This is a genomic window from Aestuariivirga sp., from assembly GCF_037139295.1.
Taxonomy (GTDB): domain Bacteria; phylum Pseudomonadota; class Alphaproteobacteria; order Rhizobiales; family Aestuariivirgaceae; genus Aestuariivirga.
On sequence record NZ_JBAXGR010000074.1, the window covers coordinates 1 to 17,641 of the forward strand.

15 protein-coding genes and 2 tRNA genes are annotated in these 17,641 nt (G+C 63.3%); 5 read left to right on the forward strand and 12 right to left on the reverse strand.

Translation table 11 applies throughout. The annotated features are described in order from the left end of the window. Window positions 1-117: 117 nt before the first annotated feature. Both WCJ41_RS15865 and WCJ41_RS15870 read right to left on the reverse strand, forming a co-directional pair. Window positions 118-191 (reverse strand) — tRNA-Gly (locus WCJ41_RS15865). 66 nt (window positions 192-257) lie between these two features. Next, window positions 258-342, reverse strand: a tRNA-Tyr gene (locus tag WCJ41_RS15870). A gap of 299 nt (window positions 343-641) precedes the next feature. Between WCJ41_RS15870 and rnd the strand changes: the two genes are divergently transcribed. After that, the gene (gene rnd, locus WCJ41_RS15875) at window positions 642-1,820 is read left to right on the forward strand and encodes a ribonuclease D (RefSeq protein ID WP_336906810.1); all 1,179 of its coding nucleotides are present in this window, start codon (window positions 642-644) and stop codon (window positions 1,818-1,820) included. 123 nt (window positions 1,821-1,943) lie between these two features. Here the strand turns inward: rnd and WCJ41_RS15880 are convergent, their stop codons facing one another. From WCJ41_RS15880 to WCJ41_RS15915, 8 genes are all read right to left on the reverse strand, one after another. Then, entirely contained in the window at window positions 1,944-3,398 is a 1,455-nt protein-coding gene (locus WCJ41_RS15880) for a GntP family permease (RefSeq protein ID WP_336906811.1), read from the reverse strand. 3 nt (window positions 3,399-3,401) lie between these two features. Beyond that, window positions 3,402-4,439 (reverse strand): patatin-like phospholipase family protein, encoded by a 1,038-nt coding sequence (locus tag WCJ41_RS15885; protein WP_336906812.1) that lies wholly within the window; start codon window positions 4,437-4,439, stop codon window positions 3,402-3,404. 97 nt (window positions 4,440-4,536) lie between these two features. Further along, window positions 4,537-6,060 (reverse strand): exopolyphosphatase, encoded by a 1,524-nt coding sequence (gene ppx / locus WCJ41_RS15890; RefSeq protein ID WP_336906813.1) that lies wholly within the window; start codon window positions 6,058-6,060, stop codon window positions 4,537-4,539. After that, window positions 6,057-8,237 carry an RNA degradosome polyphosphate kinase gene (locus WCJ41_RS15895; RefSeq protein ID WP_336906814.1) on the reverse strand — a complete coding sequence of 727 codons (2,181 nt, stop codon included), beginning with the start codon at window positions 8,235-8,237 and terminating at the stop codon, window positions 6,057-6,059. The genes ppx and WCJ41_RS15895 overlap by 4 nt, the downstream gene beginning before the upstream one ends. A gap of 80 nt (window positions 8,238-8,317) precedes the next feature. Next, the gene (locus WCJ41_RS15900; protein WP_336906815.1) at window positions 8,318-9,010 is read right to left on the reverse strand and encodes a hypothetical protein; all 693 of its coding nucleotides are present in this window, start codon (window positions 9,008-9,010) and stop codon (window positions 8,318-8,320) included. Continuing rightward, window positions 9,007-10,140 (reverse strand): AI-2E family transporter, encoded by a 1,134-nt coding sequence (locus tag WCJ41_RS15905; RefSeq protein ID WP_336906816.1) that lies wholly within the window; start codon window positions 10,138-10,140, stop codon window positions 9,007-9,009. The genes WCJ41_RS15900 and WCJ41_RS15905 overlap by 4 nt, the downstream gene beginning before the upstream one ends. Then, window positions 10,137-10,694, reverse strand: a complete 558-nt coding sequence (locus tag WCJ41_RS15910; RefSeq protein WP_336906817.1) for a CDP-alcohol phosphatidyltransferase family protein — start codon at window positions 10,692-10,694, stop codon at window positions 10,137-10,139. The genes WCJ41_RS15905 and WCJ41_RS15910 overlap by 4 nt, the downstream gene beginning before the upstream one ends. An 11-nt stretch (window positions 10,695-10,705) precedes the next feature. Beyond that, a complete protein-coding gene (locus WCJ41_RS15915; RefSeq protein ID WP_336906818.1) occupies window positions 10,706-11,833 on the reverse strand; it encodes a DUF2066 domain-containing protein in 1,128 nt (375 codons plus the stop codon). A gap of 124 nt (window positions 11,834-11,957) precedes the next feature. On the opposite strand from WCJ41_RS15915, the gene purM reads away from it, so the two are divergent. The 3 genes from purM to WCJ41_RS15930 are packed head-to-tail and all read left to right on the forward strand — an operon-like array spanning window position 11,958 to window position 14,568. Then, complete coding sequence (purM, locus tag WCJ41_RS15920) at window positions 11,958-13,040, forward strand: phosphoribosylformylglycinamidine cyclo-ligase (RefSeq protein WP_336906819.1); 1,083 nt, start codon at window positions 11,958-11,960, stop codon at window positions 13,038-13,040. Further along, window positions 13,037-13,627, forward strand: a complete 591-nt coding sequence (gene purN / locus WCJ41_RS15925; RefSeq protein ID WP_336906820.1) for a phosphoribosylglycinamide formyltransferase — start codon at window positions 13,037-13,039, stop codon at window positions 13,625-13,627. Before purM ends, purN begins: the two co-directional genes overlap by 4 nt. Continuing rightward, on the forward strand, window positions 13,624-14,568 hold the full coding sequence (locus tag WCJ41_RS15930) for a nucleoside hydrolase (RefSeq protein WP_336906821.1): 945 nt from the start codon (window positions 13,624-13,626) through the stop codon (window positions 14,566-14,568). The genes purN and WCJ41_RS15930 overlap by 4 nt, the downstream gene beginning before the upstream one ends. A 19-nt stretch (window positions 14,569-14,587) precedes the next feature. Here the strand turns inward: WCJ41_RS15930 and WCJ41_RS15935 are convergent, their stop codons facing one another. Both WCJ41_RS15935 and WCJ41_RS15940 read right to left on the reverse strand, forming a co-directional pair. Then, entirely contained in the window at window positions 14,588-14,710 is a 123-nt protein-coding gene (locus WCJ41_RS15935; protein ID WP_336906822.1) for a hypothetical protein, read from the reverse strand. A 127-nt stretch (window positions 14,711-14,837) separates the two neighbouring features. Beyond that, the gene (locus WCJ41_RS15940; protein WP_336906824.1) at window positions 14,838-16,928 is read right to left on the reverse strand and encodes a molybdopterin oxidoreductase family protein; all 2,091 of its coding nucleotides are present in this window, start codon (window positions 16,926-16,928) and stop codon (window positions 14,838-14,840) included. Window positions 16,929-17,162: 234 nt separating this feature from the next. Here WCJ41_RS15940 and WCJ41_RS15945 point away from each other — a divergent pair. Continuing rightward, window positions 17,163-17,641, forward strand: a 479-nt coding sequence (locus WCJ41_RS15945; RefSeq protein ID WP_336906823.1) for a TrmH family RNA methyltransferase, incomplete at its 3' end; no start/stop codon positions are given.

A 17,641-nucleotide genomic window follows, 5' to 3' on the forward strand; every position in this document is an offset into this window, starting at 1 on the left:
CGTGGTCAACGTGGCCAATCGTGCCAATGTTGCAATGCGGCTTGTCGCGGTTGAATTTCTCTTTGCCCATCGTCGTCTACCCTGTTGGCCGCCAAGCGGCATTCACACTTCAAACTTTGGAGCGGGTGAAGGGAATCGAACCCTCGTATTCAGCTTGGAAGGCTGCTGCTCTACCATTGAGCTACACCCGCCCGGGAAACCCAAAACTACTGTGTCCAAACTCCATCGACCCATTGCTGGCATCCGGCCCCAAGCAGTGGTGGGGGAGGTAGGACTCGAACCTACGAAGGCGAAGCCAGCGGATTTACAGTCCGCCCCCTTTGCCGCTCGGGACACTCCCCCGCATCACCCTCGGTAAAGGGCAGACACTGCTTAGGCCAAACGCCAATCAGCCCGGGGGTCGCCCGGGCCGTTTGGTGGGCGCGTTATGCTAGGATCAATTTGGCAAGTCAAGGGAATGATTGAAGCTTGTTCCGGCGGATGATCTCACATTACCCAACAATCAGGGCGCGCTGATGGCAAAGTTCCCACATTGCTTCTGAAATCGGCTTCAAATAACTGAAATATCGATGAAACCCGACATTTAGAACTTTTCTGCACTAACCATTGACCTGAGAGGGGGTTCGCGCTTCCCTGCGTCCATGGACCTGATTACCACCACCGAATCGCTCTTCCGCCTCTGCGACAGCCTCGCCAGTGAGACCTTCATCACCGTCGACACCGAATTCATGCGGGAATCGACCTACTGGCCGGACCTTTGCCTCATCCAGGTGGCGGGCGAAACGGTGAACGGGCTGATCGACCCACTCGCCCCGGGAATCGACCTGAAGCCGTTTTTCGAGCTGATGAACAATCCGAAGGTTCTCAAGGTTTTCCATGCGGCCCGGCAAGACATCGAAATCATGGTCCACCGCGCCGGCATCGTGCCGCACCCGGTGTTCGACACCCAGATCGCCGCCATGGTCTGCGGCTTCGGCGACCAGGTCGGCTACGAAGCCATCGTCCGCAAACTCGCCAAGGCGCAGATCGACAAGTCCTCGCGCTTCACCGACTGGTCGCGCCGCCCGCTCACCGAAAAGCAGCTGGTCTATGCGCTGGCGGACGTGACCCACCTCCGCGTCGTCTACGAGGCGCTGAAGACCGAACTTGACCGCACGGGACGCGAGCACTGGCTGCGGGAGGAAATGATCATCCTCACCAACCCTGCGACCTACCGCACGGAACCGGAAGATGCCTGGAAGCGCATCAAGGTGCGGCTGCGAGCCAAGAAGCAGCTAGGCGTGCTGGTGGAAGTGGCCGCCTGGCGCGAACGCGAGGCACGTGACAAGAACGTGCCACGCTCACGGGTGCTGAAGGACGATGCGCTCGCCGAAATCGCCACCCAGATGCCGCAGACGCGGGAAGCGCTCAACCAGCTGCGGGCCCTTCCCAAGGGCATGGCAGCCTCGCGCATCGGCGACGCAGTTCTCAAGGCTGTTGCCGCCGGGCTCGCGGTGGACCAGAAGTCCCTGCCCCAGCCGGACGACGGCCGCGACGACATGAGCGATGCAGCGCAGGCTGCAGCTGAAGTGCTGAAACTGGCGCTGAAGGTTGTTTGCGAAAAGGAAGGCATTGCGCCAAAACTCGTGGCATCAAGCTCCGACATCGATGCCATTGCCGAAGACGATGCCGCTGACGTTCACCTGATGCACGGCTGGCGGCGCGAACTGTTCGGCGACCTCGCCCTCGCTATCAAGCGCGGCGAAGCGGTCATTGGCTTCGAAGGAGGGCGCGTCCGCGTGTTGCCAGCAGTGCGTGACCTGAAGGCGGCGGCCGAGTAGGCACGCGGTGCCGATCACCGTGTCTCCGTCCTCTCATCATCGCCGGGCTTGACCCGGCGATCCTTTTTAGTGCCGGGGAAAAGGATGCCCGGGACGAGCCCGGGCATGATGGACCTTAAAGGTTCAGAACGACCCGAACATCCCGCCCAGCACGATCACCACGACAAGCGCCAGCACAGCGCCGAGAATGCCCACCATGACGATGTCACGGTAGGCTTCCTTGTGGTTTGAGCCGCACACGGCGAGCAGCGTTACGACGGCGCCATTGTGCGGCAGGCTGTCGAGCGTGCCGGAGCTGATGACCGCCACCCGGTGCAGCAACGACGGATCGAGACCGATGGCGGCGGCGCGTTCCAGGAAGGTGCCACCCAACGCATCGAGCGCGATGGTGAGCCCGCCCGAGGCCGAGCCCGTGAGTGCTGCCAGCACGTTGACCGCAACCGAGAGCGAGACCAACGGTCCGCCACCGATGCCCAGCACCCAGTCGCTCACATCCTTGAAGGCCGGCATGGCCGCCACGACGGCGCCGAAGCCGACAAGGCTCGCCACCGACATGATGGGCAGAACCGAAGCATTGGCGCCAGCATCGATCGTGCTCTTGAGCGCTGGCAGGCGACGGACGTTGATGATGAGCGCCACGATGATGGCGGCGGCCAGCGCGGTGATGACCGCCCACACGCCACTCAGCGCCGAGAGCGAGGTGGCGCCCCACTGCGGTTCGGCCAGGAAGTCGGCGTTGACCCGCGGCAGGATGAAGAACGACATCAGGATGTTGACGACAATGACCACGACAAGCGGCAGCGCCGCAAACAGGATCGAGGGCGGCTTGAGGGCCACCTCGCCATGACCGATTTCAGCCGGGTCGAACTCGCGAGCCGATGTCGCACGCTCGCGCAGTTTTTCATCTGACGCAAGATCTTTGGCGCTTGCCGGCCTGCCATCGCCAAAGCCCTCGCCGCGCGACCGAGCGCGGGCTTCCTCACGGTTAAGCCACCACAACCCGAAACCCAGCATGACGATCGAGGCGATGATGCCAAGACCCGGTGCCGCGAAGGGCGTGGTTCCGAAAAACGGCATGGGAATGGCGTTCTGGATCGACGGCGTGCCGGGCAGCGCCGACATCGTAAAGGTTGAGGTGCCGAGCACGATGGCCGCTGGCATGAGGCGACGCGGAATACCGGCGGAGCGGAACAGTTCCTGCGCCATGGGTGCCAGCACGAAGAAGGCGACGAACAGGCTGACGCCGCCATAGGTGACGAGCGCACCCGCAAGCACCACGGCAAGGATGGCACGTCCGATGCCGAGTTTTTCCACCATCCAGTTGGCGATGACGGTGACCGAACCTGAATCCTCCATCAGCTTGCCAAACAGCGCGCCGAGAAGGAACAGCGGGAAGAACTGCGCGATGAAGCCCGCGCCGCTCTGCATGAACACCTGCGTCCAATGCGCCAGCAGCGGCTCGCCGGAGAACATCGCGGTAACAAGTGCCGCGATGGGCGCCAGCAGCAGGATGCTCCAGCCCCGGAAGGCAAACGCGATCAGGATCGCGAGGCCAACGAGAATTCCCAACAGTCCCATGGATCAGCTCTCCGCCAGAAGCACGTCGATGTCAGCGCTGCTGCGCTTGCCAACGTCATCGCCATGCTCGGCGATGAACTGGTCGGCCGCGTTGCGCCCTTCGGCATGCAGCATGTCGATGAATTCCCACTCGGCATTGAGCTTGGACGACGCCCCAAGCTCGGCCAGCTTCTCGGTCATGATGCGATGCGTGCGCATGCGGGCCCAGCGGGCACCCTCGCCCGTGCCCGGATCGACAACCTGGCGCAGCAGGGCAATCATGCGGATCTCCTTCATCAACGGTGAATTGAAGGAAATCTCGTTCAGACGGTTAAGGATTTCCGCTGCGGTTCGCGGCACCTCGGAACGCTCGCGCGGATTGATCTGCACGAGGATCGTGTCACTCGCATCGCTCTCACGCACCAGCGGCGTGATGGTGGGGTTACCGGCATAGCCACCATCCCAATAGGACTCGCCGCCAATCTCGACCGCCTGGAACATGGTCGGCAAGCAGGCGGAGGCGAGCAACACATCGGCGGTGATCTCGTCATTGCGGAAGATGCGGCCGCGACCGGTGCGCACATTGGCGGCGGTGATGAAGAGCTTGATGGGCGACTTCGCCAGCGCCGGAAAGTCGATGCTTTCCTCAAGGATCGGCTTCAGCGGATTGAAGCCGGAGGGATTGAGATCATAGGGAGATGCCACGCGCGTCAGCAGGTCGATGGCGAGATAAACAGGGGAATGGTCAAGCGACCAGCGGCCCATCATGCGGTCCATAAAGGTGCGCTGGAACGGGCTGAAGGCGGCCGCCTCCGAGACCCGCCGCCAATAGGCTTCAAGCGCTGCCTTCGCTCCTTCCGCACCGCCCTTGTTCCAGCCATCGGCAAGGACGGCGGCATTCATGGCACCGGCGGAGGTTCCGGAGATCGCCTCGATGGTGAAGCGCTTCTCCTCCAACATGCGATCGAGCACGCCCCAGGTGAATGCGCCATGCGAGCCACCGCCCTGCAGGGCGAGGTCGATCAGGATCGGCTTCTGGGTGGTCTTGTTCGGTTTTGCCACGTGGCGGCTCTTTCTCGGTTGCAATGCAGCATTTGTTGCATTGCGAAAGCGCTATCGCAAGTGGAAACCGCAGACCTTGTGGTGAACCAGTTTCCGGCTAGCGCCCGATCACCAACTTGCCGGTGCGACCGATTTCGGCCGCAAGGCCAGCGAGACGTTTCTCGACGCGTTCACCGGCAAGGTCTTCAAGTCTCTTGGGAAGCCGCAGTATCAGCGTTTTGTTGTCGCCCAGCTTGAGGCCGATGTTGGGCAGCATGCCCGGCATGGCAGCAGAAAGGATGTAGGCCAGCCGGAAGATCGATGCCAGAAGATGGGCGCGCTGGTGGGCCTCGTCGTCAAGAATGCGGTTCAAGCCGTCACCATCCTCACCTTCTCCATCATAGCGGTAGAAGACAGTGAGCGCGAGGAACACCCGTCCTGGATGGTCGACGCCGACGAAGGCGGCTTGCGAGATCATGGAAAGCGAGCGCTCGGCGCGATAGTCCGGGTGGGCGCGCCAGCCGATGTCTGCGAGGAGGCAGGCGGCATAGCGCAGGCGGCGCTGCTCGTCGGTTTCCGGCAACTTGCCAGGACCAAACAGCTGGTCCGTCCAGTCGCAAAGTTCAATCTCGTGCTCGGGCGAGCGGGCATAGCGGCGGGCGAAGTCCCAGCAGGACGAGAGCAGCGCATCGGCGTTGCGCTTGCGGCCCGGCAGCTTCGAGAACAGCATGCCCTCGCGCACGCCATAAACGGAAATCTCCACGGCGGACGGCTGGCAATGATCAAGCAGGCGTTCCAGCACCAGGGCACCGAAGGGCATGGTGTCTGAACGGCTCCGCGACACCTCGCGAATTTCCTTGAGTGAACTCGGCGAGAGATGTGCAACCAGCCCCGACAGCGACATGGCCTGGGGCTTGGTGAGCCGGTAGCAGTGGAGCACGTGCAGCGGGTAATGGCTTTGCGCCATGTGCAGCTTGGCAAGATTTCTCCAGGTGCCACCAACCGCATAGAAGGTGCGGCCCTCGAGCAACTTGAGAATGTCCGTTCGGGCAAAGGTTTCGTCGATGATCTCGCGCGCCTTGTCGATGGAACCGCCCGAGAGGTCCATGAGGCGCAAGGGTCCCAGTGGCAGCGTCACGCCGTCACGCAGCTTGCCGTCCTTGATGTCGATGAGTTCGAGCGAACCGCCTCCCAAGTCACCCGCGACGCCATCAGCACCCGGAATGCCGGCGATCACACCGAGGGCCGCGTAACGCGCCTCCTCCTTGCCGGTAAGAATCTTGATGTCGCAGCCCAGAGCTTTCTCGGCTTTCACGATGAACTGCGGGCCATTGGAGGCCTCGCGTGCCGCCGCGGTGGCAACCGCATAAACGTGCTTGGCACCGATCTGCCGGGCGAGAGCACGGAAGCGCTTCAGCGCGGCAATGGCCCGCGTGATCCCCTCCTCGGCAAGCTTGCCCTTGGTGGCAACGCCGCGGCCGAGGCCACAGAGGATCTTTTCATTGAAGATGGGCGACGGCGACCGACGCAGGCCATCATAGACGACAAGACGCACCGAGTTTGATCCGATATCGACGACCGCCACGGGCCGGTACTTCGGCGGTTCGGTACGGAAGCCCTTGTGCCAATTGTCCCAGTTCACGGCTTCGCCTTCGTCTTCTTCTTCTTGACGCGTTCGATGATCTCTGGCGGCACGTTGCCGGCCTGAGAGCGGCCTCGTCCAGACAGCGACGGATTCTTCATGAAATAGTCATGCGCATTGAACGGTTCTTCATCAGACCCCGGGGCGATGCGACGCGAGGAGCCGTCGGCGAGCAGTTCCCAGCTCTGCTGGTTGTCCATCATGTTGGCCATCATGATCTGGTCCAGCACCTGGTCATGCACTGTGGGATTCTCGATCGGGATCAGCGTCTCGACGCGTCGGTGAAGGTTGCGTTGCATCCAGTCGGCCGAGGAAATGTAGACCCGGGCGTGTTTGTTGGGCAGCGCATGGCCATTGCCGAAGCAAACGATACGCGAATGCTCGAGGAAGCGTCCGATGATGCTCTTGACACGGATGTTCTCAGAGAGGCCGGGAACTCCCGGCCGCAGGCAGCAGATGCCGCGCACCACGAGGTCGATCTGAACCCCCGCGTTGCTTGCCTTGTAAAGCGCGTCAATGATGCCGGGGTCGACCACCGAATTGAGCTTGGCCCAGATCTGTGCCGGGCGGCCCGCCTTGGCATGCTCGATCTCTTCGTCGATACGGTCGAGGAGAAGTTTCTTCAGGTTCAGCGGAGAAAGAGCGATCTTCTCGAGATCCTCCGGCTGGGCATACCCGGAGATGAAGTTGAACAACCGTGCGGCATCACGAACCAATGCCGGGTCGCACGTAAAGAAGGAGAGATCGGTGTACACCTTGGCGGTGATCGGGTGATAGTTGCCGGTGCCAAAATGCACATAGGTGCGCATGGCGCCTGACTCACGCCGGACCACCATGGAGACCTTGGCGTGGGTCTTCAGTTCGATGAAGCCGAACACCACCTGCACGCCGGCGCGCTCGAGGTCGCGCGCCCACTGGATGTTGGCCTCCTCGTCGAAGCGCGCCTTGAGCTCCACCAGCGCCATGACGGACTTGCCTGCCTCGGCAGCCTTGGCCAGTGCCGCGACGATGGGTGAGTCCTTGGACGTGCGATAGAGCGTCTGCTTGATGGCCACCACGTCCGGGTCATTCGCTGCCTGCAGCACGAACTGCACCACGACGTCGAAGGATTCGTATGGATGGTGAACGACGATGTCCTTCTGGCGGATGGCCGCGAAGCAGTCGCCGCCATGGTCGCGGATGCGCTCAGGGAAGCGCGCCATGAAGGGCTTGAACTTGAGGTCGGGGCGTTCGTCGAGGATCAGCAGCCGCGTATCGGAATAGCCGACGAGACCAGCGCATTCGACAATTGCGTCGCGGTGGACGGCCAGCTCCTCGGCGATGAATTCACGCAGCGACGGCGGGGTCGAGGCATCCACCTCCATGCGGATCACCGACCCGCGGCGGCGGCGCTTGATGGCGCTTTCGAAAACGCGGACGAGATCTTCGGCCTCTTCTTCGATTTCAAGGTCACTGTCGCGGATGAGGCGCATGACGCCCCTGCCCGTCACCTCGTATCCGGGGAAGAGCCGGGGGATAAACAGGCTCAGCATGTTCTCGAGCGAGATGAAGCGGACGGCCGCCTGCCCTTCGAGGGTGGGCAACCTGACGAAGCGGTCCAGCTGCGGCGGGATGGGCAGCAGCGCGTTCATGTTGCCGCCGTCCTTGCGCCGCTTGAGTTCGAGGCAGATGATGAAGCCGCGGTTGGGAATGAAGGGGAACGGGTGCGCCGGATCGATGGCGATGGGGGTGACCACGGGCAGGATCTGCTCGAGAAAGCGTTGGTCGAGCCATGATTTCTCATGCGGGAGCAAGTCGGTGCCATCGGTGATGACAATGCCGTTCTGCGCCAGCTCCTGGGTGAGATGGATCCACCGCCGATCCTGCTCGGCCATCAGCTCCAGGGCAAGCGCGCGGACACGGTCGAGCTGTTCCTGCGCAGTCATGCCGTCATCGCTCAGCTGCGTGAGCTTCTCGCGCACCTGGCCGACGAGACCCGCCACGCGGACCATGAAGAACTCGTCCAGGTTGTTGCCCGAAATCGACAGGAACCGGAGCCGCTCGAGCAACGGGTGGGCCGTGTTGCGCGCCTCTTCAAGCACCCGCATGTTGAAGCCCAGCCACGAGATTTCGCGGTTGATGAACCTCTGCGGGTCCCCGGCCGTCATGGTCTCCGGACTGGGAAGGTGCTCGTTCATGGCCGCCTTTCGGAAATTGGAGCGTGGCCGGAACTATAACAGGCCTGTGACGGATCGGTGAACCCCGACTTCAGGCAGCGTTAACCCTCGTCCGGGAACAGCCCGGGCTCGGTCATGTGCTGAAGTACCCGGGCCGCCAGCGCGCGGGTAACGGCCGCCTTCTCAGCCAGGGCCAACGAGTCAAGTTCGGCGACGATGGCGCGCGCCGCGTCCAGCGAGCGCGGCATACGCAGCATCAGGTAGGAAATCACGGGCTCTTCGACGGCGATCTGCCGGTCGGCAAAATGCTTGACCAGGACGCCGCGCAGCAGTGCGTCGTCCGGCGGGTCGAGCCGTGCCACGGCAAGCGCCTTGAGACGTGAGGCAAGGTCGGGGAGCTGCACCATCCACTGGGCAGGATCAGCCGTCGAGGCGATCAGAACGTGGCCGCCCGTCTGCCGCGTCAGGTTGAGGAGATGGAACAGCGCGCGCTCGTCGAGCGTGTCGCCAGGTGCATTGTCGATGGCGAGCGCGCCACTCTCGAGAAGCTTGTCCGGTGGCTCGGACGACAGCTGGGCCGCCGTGATGAGCCGCGCGCCGGAGGCCTGCCGCCAGACTTCGAGGAGGTGGGATTTGCCGGATCCACCGTCACCCACCAGCACCACGCCGTGGTGCGGCCAGTCTGGGTAGCTGTCGATCATGGCCACGGCGGCCGCGTTCGAGGGCGTGACGAGGAAGTCTTCGCGGCCAAGTGCAGTGCGCAGCGGCAGATCGAGCACGAGCTGGCGGCTCATGCCGGGCGGTTCTCGATCGACTTCGGCGGCGCCTCGATCAATTCAACGGGAACGGGAGGCCCCTCGGTATCATCAGCGCCAAGATAGAGCCGGCTCGACAGATATTGCCTCAGCGCAAAGCGCACCAGCACGCCGGCCGCCGCGGCCATCGGAACCGCCAGAAGCAGGCCCACGAAGCCAAAAACATAACCAAAGGCAAAGAGCGCGAACATCAGCCACACCGGGTGCAGCCCGATGCTCTTGCCGACGAGCTTGGGCGACAGGAAATTGCCCTCGAGGAACTGGCCAACGGCGAAGACCCCGACAACAAGGCCAATCGACCAGTAGTCCGGCCAGAACTGCACGAGCGCCACACCGATGGCGAGAACGCCGCCCGTCATCGCCCCGGCATAGGGGATGAAGGTGAGAGCGCCCGCCAGGAGCCCGATTGCCAGGCCGAACTTCAACCCTGCAAAAGTGAGCCCCGCCGCATAGAAGATGCCGAGCAGCAGGCAGACGGTGCCCTGCCCGCGAATGAAGCCCGCCATGGCTGAATTCACGTCGCGGCCAAGTTCGCGCACCGTGTCGACGTAATCGCGCGGTACACAGCTGTCGATGGCATCCAGCATGCGGTCCCAGTCGACCAGCATGTAGAAGGCGACGATGGGGGTGACCACCAGAAGCGACACAAGATTGACCAGTGCCAATCCGCCCGACAGCAGCGTCTTCAACACGCTCAGGATCCAGTCCGCGGCATTGCCGGCAAACTGGGTGATCGAGGCCTGGATGTCAGTGCCGCTGTTGTTCACCGCATCCTTCATCCAACTCGGGGCCCAGGCATTGAGGCGAGCAGACAGTGACTGGATCAGTGCCGGGAGTTCACCGGCGAAACGGCCCACCTGGTCGGCCAGCATCGGCACGAAGACGACGAGGCTCGTCACCACCACGACCAGAGCCACAACGACGATCAGCAGCGCCGCGGTGAGGCGGGAGAAGCCCCACTTCTGAAGCCGGTCAGCAATGGGATCGAGGAAATAGGCCAGCACGAAGCCAGCCAGAAACGGCAGCAGGATGGGGCTGAGCAGCCACAGACCGAACACCAGCACCGCAAAGGAGGCGGCCCAGATCAGAACCTGTTTCTGCAGTGTCACGGGCGTTTGTCCTCTTCCGGTTGCTCCGCCATGTGGCGGAGCCATGACGCGAGATAGGCAGCACCTGACAGCGCAGTCAACAGGGCGACAGGTATGCTGCCGTACTCCACAAGGCCCGAGAGCGGCTTTCCAAGGGCGGCGACCCCAAGAACAGAGACCGCAAACGCGATCTGCCCAACAGTGTTCACCTTGCTCACCATGAGCGGCCGGACATGTACCGGGTGATCCATCAGGCGCGACAGCAGCACCGCACCGATGATGAGTGCATCGCGCGATACCACCGTGATGACGAGCCACGCCGGAATCAGCTTGAGAAGGCCCAACGTCACGAAGACCGACACCAGAAGCGTCTTGTCGGCCAGCGGATCGAGATAGGCGCCAAGCCGGGTCCGCCAGTCGAAGCGACGGGCAAGATAACCGTCAATTCCGTCCGATATGCCGGCAGCCATGAAAGTCACAAAGGCCCAGCCATAGGCCTCGGAGATGATCAACCAAACCGTGAGCGGCACCAGCAGAAGGCGCAGAACCGAGATGAGATTGGGGATATTGCGCATCGCTCCCGCCCCTACATGGGCTGGATCACCCAGCCGCCCCCACCCTGCGAGAGGCCGAGGCCCACACGCTGCAGATTGCCCTGCAATTCCTCGACACTGTGAGTATACACGAGGCGGATGGTCGCCCCGCTGAAATCAAGACTCGAGAGATCGACCGCCGAGACATTGGGCGTGCTCAGGATGCGTGATCGGATGGCATTCCACTCGCGCGGCGAATTGAACGGCACGTTGACGTCCAGCGACTGTGGCGTGTTGTCCCGCGCCGCCTTCGCCTCGGCTGCCGCGGCGGCCTGTGTCTGGTAGGCCTTGAGCAGAACCTTCTGGAAGGCCAGGGTCGCCGCCGCCTCGACGGCAACCGCGGTGCCGTCTTCGGTCGTCTCGGGCGTGTAGACCTTGTTGATGTTCACGCGGCCAAGCTTGGTGTCGCCCTCGATATAGACATGCAGTCCTTCCTCGGTTGGCTCGGCCTGGGCAACGAGAAGGCTCGCCGCGTCATAACGCTTGCGGATTGCATCAAGCTTCACGGTGTCGCCGCCAAGCGCATCCTGCGCGGTCAGCGCGTCAACGTCTTCCTTGTCGCCCAGCGGAATGATGATCGGCAGTTCGCCCTGCTCGCCCTTGAGGTCGATCCAGGCCTGGCGCCACGGATTGTCCTCCCACAGCTTCGGGCCTTCGGGCGTGCGGTAGACGGGGATCACCAGCACCGGGTCTGCCTGCTGGGCGGAGACGTTGACGTTGTAGCCTGCAAGGAACTTCTGCATCTTCGCTGGCAGGAAACGCACCGTGAAGGTGCCGATATAGCGGCCAGGTGCCGAGGTTTCCTTTTCGATCGACAGCGAGCGCAGGAACGGCGCGATGTCCTCCGGCTTCAGCTTCTCCTTCAGCTGGGCGGCAAGCTCGGGCGAACCGAGCCGCTCGAGCAGCTGGAAGAAGGCCTTCACCTGAACGTCCATCAAGGCCTGGTTCTTGGCGGAAGTCGCGTCGGTGGATGTGACATCCACCTCGACACCCTGCACGGCGAAGGGGCTGGTCTCCACCGGACCGCCCGCGACGGCCGGCAGGACAATGGCGGCGAGCGCCAGGAAACCGGCGAGAGCCGCCGCGATTGCGGGGCCCTGCAACATACGAATGACGTTCAAAATGCCGGTCCTAAACTTTCCACACATGTCTCCGGCGTCCGTTCCGCGCTTTATTCCAGAAGCGCTTCGGGCTAAGGACGCCCCACCGGGCACCTCCACCAGAGATTTGGGGCAAACTAGCGGCATGAGCAGAGCGAAACAAGCAGCAGGAAACGGCGTCAGCTACGCCGATGCCGGGGTGGACATTTCCGCCGGAAACGCCCTGGTGGAGGCCATCAAGCCGCTGGCACGGTCCACCCGCCGCAAAGGCGCTGATTCGAAACTGGGCGGCTTCGGCGGCCTGTTCGACCTCAAGGCCTGCGGATTCAAGGACCCGGTCCTGATCGCCGCCAATGACGGCGTGGGCACCAAATTGCGCATCGCCATCGAGACCGGACGCCACCACGAGGTGGGAATCGACCTCGTGGCCATGTCGGTAAACGACCTTGTGGTCCAGGGTGCCGAACCGTTATTCTTTCTCGACTATTACGCGACGGGCAAGCTGGACGTGAAGGCCGCCGCCGAGGTCATCGCCGGCATCGCCGACGGCTGCCGCCAAGCGGGCTGTGCCCTGATCGGCGGCGAGACGGCCGAAATGCCGGGCATGTATCACGGCGGCGACTACGACCTCGCCGGCTTCGCGGTGGGCGCTGCTGAACGCAAGAAACTGCTGCCGCGCGACGTGAAGCCGGGCGATGTGATCCTCGGCCTCGCCTCCTCGGGCCCCCACTCCAACGGCTATTCGCTGGTCCGCAAGCTGGTGGAAATGAGTGGCGTCGAATACACCTCCAAGGCCCCCTTCGACCGCAAGATGACGCTGGGCGAAGCCTTGCTCGCCCCAACCCGCATCTATGTGAAGCCCATCCTCAAGGCGATGAAGCACACGGACGCCATCAAGGCGCTTGCGCACATCACGGGAGGCGGCTTCATCGAGAATATCCCGCGCGTGCTGCCCAAGACCACTGTGGCCGAGATCAACCTCGACGCGGTGCCCTATACGCCGGTCTTTGACTGGCTGCAGTCGGTGGGCGGCGTTGCCGAGCGCGAGATGCTGCGCACCTTCAACTGCGGCATTGGCATGATCGTCGTCACCGCGGCCAAGGACGCCAAGAAGGTTTCGGCCTCCCTCAAGCGCTCGGGCGAGACGGTGGTGACACTGGGCTCCATCCGCAAGCGCAAGGGCACGGAAGAACAGGTGGCACTCGCGGGTGCCCTCGCGGTGAAATGACCAAGGCCCGCACCGCCATCCTCATCTCGGGGCGCGGCTCCAACATGATGGCGCTGGTGGAGGCGGCACGGGCTGCTGACTTTCCGGCGAATATCGTCTGCGTGCTCTCGAACAAGGCCGACGCCAAGGGGCTGGCGTTCGCCGCCGCGAATGGCATCGCGACCAAGGTCATCGACAACACGGCCTACCCCACGCGAGAAGCCTATGACGCGGCCATCGATGCATATCTCCGCTCCAAGGATGTGGAGGCCGTTGCGCTTGCGGGATTCATGCGGGTGCTGTCGGCCGATTTCATTGCTGGCTGGGATGGGCGGATCATCAACATTCACCCCTCCATCCTTCCGGCCTACAAGGGCCTTCATACCCATGAACGGGCAATTGCCGAAGGCGCCAAGGTGGCCGGCTGCAGCGTGCACATGGTGACGCCGGAACTCGACGGCGGCCCGGTCCTGATGCAGGCCGAGGTGCCGGTACTGCCGGGCGACACGCCGGACACACTCGCCGCGCGCGTCCTGAAGGAAGAGCACAAGATCTATCCGCAGGCACTGGCCTGGCTGGCAAACCGCATCATCGAGGAGAGAGAATGACCAGGTCGCTGCCCATCATCATCGATACCGATCCCGGTCAGGACGATGCCGTTGCCATCCTGCTCGCCCTCGCCTCGCCCGAGTTCGAGGTGCTGGGCATCACCGCGGTTGCCGGAAACGTACCGTTGGCGCTGACCGAAAAGAACGCCCGCAAGATCTGCGAGCTTGCGGGCAAGCCGGAAACCAAGGTCTTCGCCGGCGCCATCCGCCCGATGATCCGCCCGCTGGTGACCGCCGAGGAAGTGCACGGCAAGACCGGCCTGGACGGGCCGGTGCTGCCCGAACCGACGATGCCGCTGCAGGACCAATATGCGGTGGACTTCATCGTCGAGACACTGATGTCGCGACCCGCCGGCACCGTGACCCTCTGCACCCTGGGACCACTTACCAACATCGGACTGGCACTGGTGCGGGAGCCCCGTATCGCCGGGCGCATCAAGCAGATCGTCGCCATGGGCGGTGGCTATTTCGAGCAGGGCAACGTGACGCCCGCCGCAGAGTTAAACATCTACGTCGACCCGCACGCGGCCAGGCTGGTGCTCGACGCCGGCATCCCCTTCACGCTGATCCCGCTCGACTGCACCCACCAGGCACTGACCACGGCCAAGCGCGTCGAGGCCTTCCGCAAGATGCCGAACAAGTCAGGCCCGGCGGTAGCCGCCATGCTCGATTTCTTCGAGCGCTTCGACGAAAACAAATACGGCACCGACGGCGGCCCGCTGCACGACCCCTGCGTGATCGCCTGGCTTCTCAAGCCGGAACTGTTCAAGGGGCGGCTGGTCAACGTCGCAGTCGAATGCGAGTCGGAGCTCACCATGGGTGCCACGGTCGTCGACTGGTGGCATGTGACCAAGCGGCCGCCTAACGCGACGGTGATCCGTGACGTCGACGCGGAAGGCTTCTTCAAACTTCTGGCGGACCGGATCGGGACGCTGCCTTAAGAGCCACCGGGCGAGAGCCTTACGCCACCGACAGCACGAACTCCGACACCGCCCGCAGCGGTGCGGGGACGGCAGAGGCGGCGGTGGCGGCCGTTGCGGCAGCGAGCAGGACGGCCATGATGGCCAGGATGCGGCGGGACATTGGAACCTCGATTCGATGCTCCCTTATCGCGCGCAATGGCGATAAGTTCGGGGCATGATTGCGGCCACAACGTGAAATGGCGCGCCCGGGTTCCCTCCGCACACGGATTAACGAATCGTAAACGAATTCAGGCCGGCTTGATCCACACCCGGTTGTCGTGGAAGGCGCCGCCGCCGTTGGGCGCCGGCTGGTCGGCCCCCGTCAGTGTGTTGATGCCATGCCCGTCTTCGTGAGCATCGTTGGGCCAGATCGATTCGGCGATCAACACGCCACGGCGCTGGCCATCATGGGTCTTGGCATGGAGCGTGACAGTGCCACGGGCGCTGCCCACCTTGACCTTCTGGCCGTCGACAAGCCGCAGCGCCGCCATGTCATCCGGGTGGACGAAGACGGTGGGACGGCCCTCGCGCTTCCGTGAGGACGGCGTCTCATTGAAAGTCGAGTTGAGGAATGTGCGGGCCGGGCTGGTTGCCAGCCGGAAGGGATAATCCGCCGTGGCTTCCTCGATCGTCTCGCAATGGTCGGGGAAACTTGGCAGCATCTCCACCGGACCAACCGGAACCTCGGTCGAGCGGAAGCGCACCTTTCGCCAGTCGGCACGGAAGCGGAACTTTCCATCCGGGAAGCCAAAACCCTTCAGGAAATGGGCCCGCTCGAACTCGGGCATCACGTCCACCCAGTTCTCTGCGTCCAGCACGTCGAGGCCGGGCTTCTTCGAATTGACGAGGGTCCAGTCGATGAGCTCGCGCGGGCTCATGTCGAAGCCCGGGTGCTCCGCACCCACCCGCTTTGCAAGCTCGCAGATCACCTCATGGTTGTTGCGGCACTCGCCTGGCGCGTCCACCAGCTTGCGGCCATACATCAGGTGGGAATGGCCGCCGCCCTGATAGATGTCGTCATGCTCGAGGAACATGGTGGCGGGCAGTACGATGTCGGCGAACTTCGCCGTCTCGGTCATGAACTGCTCATGGACGCAGGTGAACAGGTCTTCCCGCGCCAGCCCCTGCTTCACCCTGGTCTGGTCAGGCGCAACGGAGGCCGGATTGGTATTCTGGACGAACAGCACCTTCACCGGGGGGCCGCCCTGCAGATCGTAAGGATCGTTCAGCAGAACAGCGCCGATCCTGCTCTGGTCGAGGATGCGGATGCCCGGCTTCCGCACGTCCAGCCCCTCGATCATGGTCTTGTTCATGCCATACATGCCGCTGTTCGAATGCAGCGCCCCGCCGCCCTCGTGGGCCCAAGCGCCCGTCACAGCCGGAATGCAGGTGACGGCATGCATGTTGGGCGCGCCATTGCGCGAGCGGGTGAAGCCATAGCCGATGCGGAAGAAGCTCCGCTTGGTCTCGCCGATCAGTTTGGCGAAGGCTTCGATATCCGCGGCCGGGATATCGCAGATCTTCGCGGCCCACTCCGGTGTCTTCGTCTTCAGGTGTTCGGCGAATTCCTTCGGCGCGTCGGTGTATTTCTCGAGATAGGGCCAGTCGGCATAGCCGTCGCGGAACAGCACATGCATCACCGCACAGGCGAGTGCACCGTCAGTGCCGGGGCGGATCAGCAGCTTGATGTCGGCCTGCTTCATCGTGCCGGTTTCATAGATGTCGACGCACGCGATCCTGGCACCGCGATCTTTCCGCGCCTTCATGGCGTGGGTCATCACGTTGACCTGGGTGTTCACCGGGTTGCCGCCCCAGATCACGATCAGGTCTGACTTCTGCATCTCGCGCGGGTCGACGCCAGAGATGGATCCGGTGCCCGCCAGATAGCCTGACCACGACAGCGCCACGCAGAAGGTGTCGCCGAGGTTGGAATAGCCCTTGGCATGGCGCAGGCGGTTGATGCCGTCACGCATCACGTAGCCCATGGTGCCGGCGTAGAAATAGGGCCAGACGGAGGTTGGCCCATATTCGGCTTCAGCCTTGAGCATGGCCTCCGCCGTCTCGGACATGGCATCATCCCAGGATATGCGCTGGAATTCGCCGGAGCCCTTCGGCCCCTTGCGCTTCAGCGGATAGAGCAGCCGGTCCGGATGGTGGATGCGCTCGGAATAGCGCGCCACCTTCTCGCAGATGACGCCCAGCGTGTAGCTGTTCTCCTTCGCCCCGCGCACCCGGCCGATGGTGCGTTCATCCAGCACCTCCACCTCGAGGGCGCAGGCGGAAGGGCAGTCATGCGGGCAAACCGAGATGCCGGTCTTGATGTTGGGCAGGATGTTCATGGCGAGCAGTATAGCGGAGGAGCCCGGCGGCGGCATGTCAAAACCTCTGACGGGACGGCTCGCTCATAATCACGTTTGTAACGATTGTTTTTGGCAGGCGTTATGTTTGGCTAGTCCCCTAGCTGGGTAGCCCAGAAACCCATCCAGATGGCGTTAGGATGGCTCCTGAGCGGTCCTGAGAGGGAGTTGGGGGCTTCGCTTTCCTCCCGACACCGAACCTTCTAAGAAGTCCCCATGCTCATCGTCTCATCCGCCCAGAACCCGACCATCAAGCTGATCCGCTCGCTCGAGGACAAGAAGCACCGGCAGGAGCACGGGCTTTTCGTGGCAGAGGGCCGGCAGGTGCTGGAGCGCGCTCGGGCAGAGGGTTGGGAGCCCGTCTATCTGCTGTCAACCGGTCACAGCGAGGCCTGGGGCAAGGCGGCGCTGATCCAGCTGGACGAGCGCGTGATGGGCCAGGTCAGCGCCCAGAAGAACCCGCCGGAGCAGATCGGGGTGTTCCGGCAGCGCTGGGCCGAGACCGTGAAGCCCGAGGGAGTGTGGGTGGCGCTGGAGGACATGCGCGATCCGGGGAACCTCGGCACCATCATCCGCACGGCGGATGCGGCGGGGGCGGCGGGCGTGATCCTGGCCGGACAATCCTGCGACCCGTGGGCGCCGGACTGCGTGCGGGCGACCATGGGATCGGTGTTCGGCATGCCGCTGGTGAAGAT

Bases quoted from the DNA above. Each gene is read 5' to 3' on its own strand.
- WCJ41_RS15940 (WP_336906824.1), bottom strand. From the start codon at position 16,928: ATGAACATCCTGCCCAACATCAAGACCGGCATCTCGGTTTGCCCGCAT.
- rnd (WP_336906810.1), top strand. From the start codon at position 642: ATGGACCTGATTACCACCACCGAATCGCTCTTCCGCCTCTGCGACAGC.
- WCJ41_RS15900 (WP_336906815.1), bottom strand. From the start codon at position 9,010: ATGAGCCGCCAGCTCGTGCTCGATCTGCCGCTGCGCACTGCACTTGGC.
- WCJ41_RS15935 (WP_336906822.1), bottom strand. From the start codon at position 14,710: ATGTCCCGCCGCATCCTGGCCATCATGGCCGTCCTGCTCGCTGCCGCA.
- purM (WP_336906819.1), top strand. From the start codon at position 11,958: ATGAGCAGAGCGAAACAAGCAGCAGGAAACGGCGTCAGCTACGCCGAT.
- purN (WP_336906820.1), top strand. From the start codon at position 13,037: ATGACCAAGGCCCGCACCGCCATCCTCATCTCGGGGCGCGGCTCCAAC.
- WCJ41_RS15910 (WP_336906817.1), bottom strand. From the start codon at position 10,694: ATGCGCAATATCCCCAATCTCATCTCGGTTCTGCGCCTTCTGCTGGTG.
- WCJ41_RS15895 (WP_336906814.1), bottom strand. From the start codon at position 8,237: ATGAACGAGCACCTTCCCAGTCCGGAGACCATGACGGCCGGGGACCCG.
- WCJ41_RS15930 (WP_336906821.1), top strand. From the start codon at position 13,624: ATGACCAGGTCGCTGCCCATCATCATCGATACCGATCCCGGTCAGGAC.
- WCJ41_RS15880 (WP_336906811.1), bottom strand. From the start codon at position 3,398: ATGGGACTGTTGGGAATTCTCGTTGGCCTCGCGATCCTGATCGCGTTT.